Raw genomic sequence first — 1,309 nt, 5'->3', positions numbered from 1 at the left:
TGTGTGAGTGACACAGCTTCGGCGATGCGCTTAAGCCCCGCTACATTGTCGGCGCAGGACCACTTGACCAGTGAGCTATTACGCACTCTTTAAAGGGTGGCTGCTTCTAAGCCAACCTCCTGGTTGTCTGGGCAACCCCACATCCTTTCCCACTTAGCGCACACTTAGGGGCCTTAGCTGGTGTTCTGGGCTGTTTCCCTCTCGACTACGAAGCTTATCCCCCGCAGTCTCACTGCCGCGCTCTCACACCATGGTATTCGGAGTTTGGTTGACTTCGGTAAGCTTGTGGGCCCCCTAGGCCATCCAGTGCTCTACCCCCATGGTGAAACACACGACGCTGCACCTAAATGCATTTCGGGGAGAACCAGCTATCACGGAGTTTGATTGGCCTTTCACCCCTAACCACAGCTCATCCCCCAGGTTTTCAACCCTGGTGGGTTCGGGCCTCCACGCGGTCTTACCCACGCTTCACCCTGGCCATGGCTAGATCACCCCGCTTCGGGTCTAGAGCACGCGACTACACCGCCCTATTCGGACTCGCTTTCGCTACGGCTACCCCACCCGGGTTAACCTCGCCACGCACCACTAACTCGCAGGCTCATTCTTCAAAAGGCACGCCATCACCCCGAAAGGCTCTGACGGATTGTAGGCACACGGTTTCAGGTACTCTTTCACTCCCCTCCCGGGGTACTTTTCACCTTTCCCTCACGGTACTCGTCCGCTATCGGTCATCAGGAAGTATTTAGGCTTAGCGGGTGGTCCCGCCAGATTCACAGCGAATTTCTCGAGTTCGCTGCTACTTGGGATCCCCACAAGGAGACGCCGGGTTTTCACATACGGGACTCTCACCCTCTACGGTCAGGGTTTCCACACCTGTTCTGCTAACCACAGCGTTTTCTTACTCCTCACCAGCATGGCAGCACTGGTAAGTGGGTCCCACAACCCCGCACACGCAACCCCTGCCAGGTATCACACGTATACGGTTTGGCCTCTTCCGCTTTCGCTCGCCACTACTCACGGAATCACGGTTGTTTTCTCTTCCTACGGGTACTGAGATGTTTCACTTCCCCGCGTTCCCTCCACACGCCCTATATATTCAGGCGTGGGTGACCCCCCATGACGGGGGCCGGGTTTCCCCATTCGGACACCCTCGGATCTCAGCTCGGTTGGCAGCTCCCCGAGGCTTTTCGCAGCCTCCTACGTCCTTCATCGGCTCCTGATGCCAAGGCATCCACCGTGCGCCCTTACTAACTTGCATACAAAGATGCTCGCATCCACTGTGCAGTTCTCAAAGAACGACCAGACACCA

At 56.8% G+C, this 1,309-nt stretch carries 1 rRNA gene; it reads right to left on the bottom strand.

The window, feature by feature from the left end:
• Positions 1–1,258: ribosomal RNA gene (locus tag LX83_RS37545) — 23S ribosomal RNA — on the bottom strand; the annotation flags it as partial.
• Positions 1,259–1,309 lie beyond the last annotated feature (51 nt).

The organism is Goodfellowiella coeruleoviolacea, from assembly GCF_024171785.1.
Taxonomy (GTDB): domain Bacteria; phylum Actinomycetota; class Actinomycetes; order Mycobacteriales; family Pseudonocardiaceae; genus Goodfellowiella; species Goodfellowiella coeruleoviolacea.
The sequence above is the reverse complement of the archived record's forward strand: the minus strand, read 5'-3'. Positions and strand labels throughout refer to the sequence as shown.